The following is a 1,965-nucleotide window of genomic DNA, read 5'->3' on the forward strand; positions in this document are numbered from 1 at the left end:
TGCAAAAAGTTCTGGGTTCGGCCAGTATCTGCCACTCACGGAAGCGATCCTGCGGACGTTCGAATGGCTGGTGTGCCTCCGAAACCCGCCTGCATGTATTCCCGTGTAGATGCAGCCGCGCGCGCTGGCTTGCAAAATTTCGACGCAGTGCGTCGCGTCACGCGTCGTGTGACGCGCTATCGTGATGCTGATATGGCGCACAACCGTACGCTTGGCCGAAGGCAGACGGGGATGAGTGAGCGGCCGAGTCGCGACGTTCCTGCGCAGCGCCGCGTCGGGGCCGCTACCCTAGCTTTCAGAACACCTGCAACACTTCGTCCGATCGATCGATCGAGCTGATAGAGGACGTCTATGGCTAACCATGTCACGTCGGTGAGCAAGGAGTACGGCGACATCATCGTAAAGGCCGAATTCGATCGGAGCACGGGCCGACTTCGTATTATGAAAAATGGTGTCATCGTAGCTGAATCGTTCCCGCCGCACTCTTGGATGACGATTGCGTCCGCGGCCGGCGGTAGCACATGGGGCACGAGCCCGAGTGAGCGCGATCTCATTTTCGTCTTGGATCAGCATCGAGCACAACCGTACGCTTGGCCGAAGGCAGACGGGGATGAGTGAGCGGCCGAGTCGCGACGTTCCTGCGCGGCGCCGCGTCGGGGCAGGCCTGATCGGTTTCATGCGGCGCGGCCACCACCGCACGTACCCTCATACAAATATCCCCAATTTGTGTGACTAACCCTGTGGATATCTCCGGCAGGGATGCGCCAGTTCGCTGATTGCATTGATGTTTGGTGCGCCGCCTGCGATTCGGGCACCGCTGAAACGATTGGTGCGTTCGACGAAAATTTCGCAGCAGTAAGCGCTTGATCGAGCGAAAAATCGTCGCCTACTGCGGCGGCGATAAGCGTTTAAAGCGTTTCCATAACGACCTCAATGCGTCATGATCGGTCGCAACCCGCGACGCCAGATAGCCACGCGCGAAGCTCGCTCCTGCGGCCGTTTCGGGTCGGCTGACCGGCAGCGACTTCAGAAGTTCGTCGGCAACCACCATATCGTTGCGCCAACCCAGGTCGTCCTGCAGTTCGCTGAGTGCGCTGGTGTAGTGGGCCACCGCCCGTTTGGAATACAGCGAGGCAAAGAACTCCGCCGCGTAGCGCAGTTTCTTCGCCGCAATGCGGGCGCGGTGGCGGGATTCATCGTCGAGCTCGGCCAGATTCCTGCGGCGGCTGATCAACTTCTTATGTCGACGGTACAACGCCTTGCTGGCGAATTTTTTCACCGGAGCGTTTAACGCCTGTCGCTCCTCATCCGTGCGGCCCTCGCGCCATCCGGATGTTTCGACCCAACGGGTGACTTCGAGCACCAGCCGGGTATAGCGCACCGAGTCGACGGCAGACGCCGCCCGTGCGCGGTTCTCCGTTGCCATTTCCTTGGCCGCCTGACGAAACGACACGGCGTCGCGCTCGTCGGAGACCGGCTCGAAAGCCTGCTTCAACGTCGAGCCGGCAAGGACTTCCCAGTCCCGTGCGCCGCCGAGTTCGCCCGCGATCCATCTGAGTTCCTCCTGCAACCCCGCGGGCGCGGCAATCTGGCCCTCGAAAGGATCTAATGCGGAGCGCAAACGCCGGAGGCCGACACGCATCTGATGCACGCTCGACGGATCATGCCCGGACACCACGCCGCGCTCGTTGCCGTGAACTTGCGCGAGACAATTTGTCGCAATCCGGCGAAACGCATCTTCAACGGTATCGCGCTTTTTCAACTTGAGGGGCTGCGCACGGACTGGCGCTGTTTGCTCCTGAACGAGCAACTCATAACCGCGGTCCCCCTTGCTGAGGTGATCGATCCGCAACGGCACGCTGTCGAGCAGCTTTAACGCAATCTCGTACAACGGGTGCGGCTCGCCACGCTTCAGCTCCATTTCGACGCCGCATTTTTTAAGACGGCTATCAAGCATCAGGGGCA

The 1,965-nt window shown here is 60.6% G+C and carries 1 protein-coding gene; it reads right to left on the minus strand.

Annotated elements, in window-relative coordinates:
• Nucleotides 1-886: 886 nt before the first annotated feature.
• Nucleotides 887-1,965: CYTH and CHAD domain-containing protein (locus tag BG61_RS38275; protein WP_035943544.1), on the minus strand; the 1,079-nt coding region annotated here is incomplete at its 5' end.

The sequence above is a fragment of the Caballeronia glathei genome, from assembly GCF_000698595.1.
In the GTDB taxonomy this organism is placed as follows: Bacteria; Pseudomonadota; Gammaproteobacteria; order Burkholderiales; family Burkholderiaceae; genus Caballeronia; species Caballeronia glathei.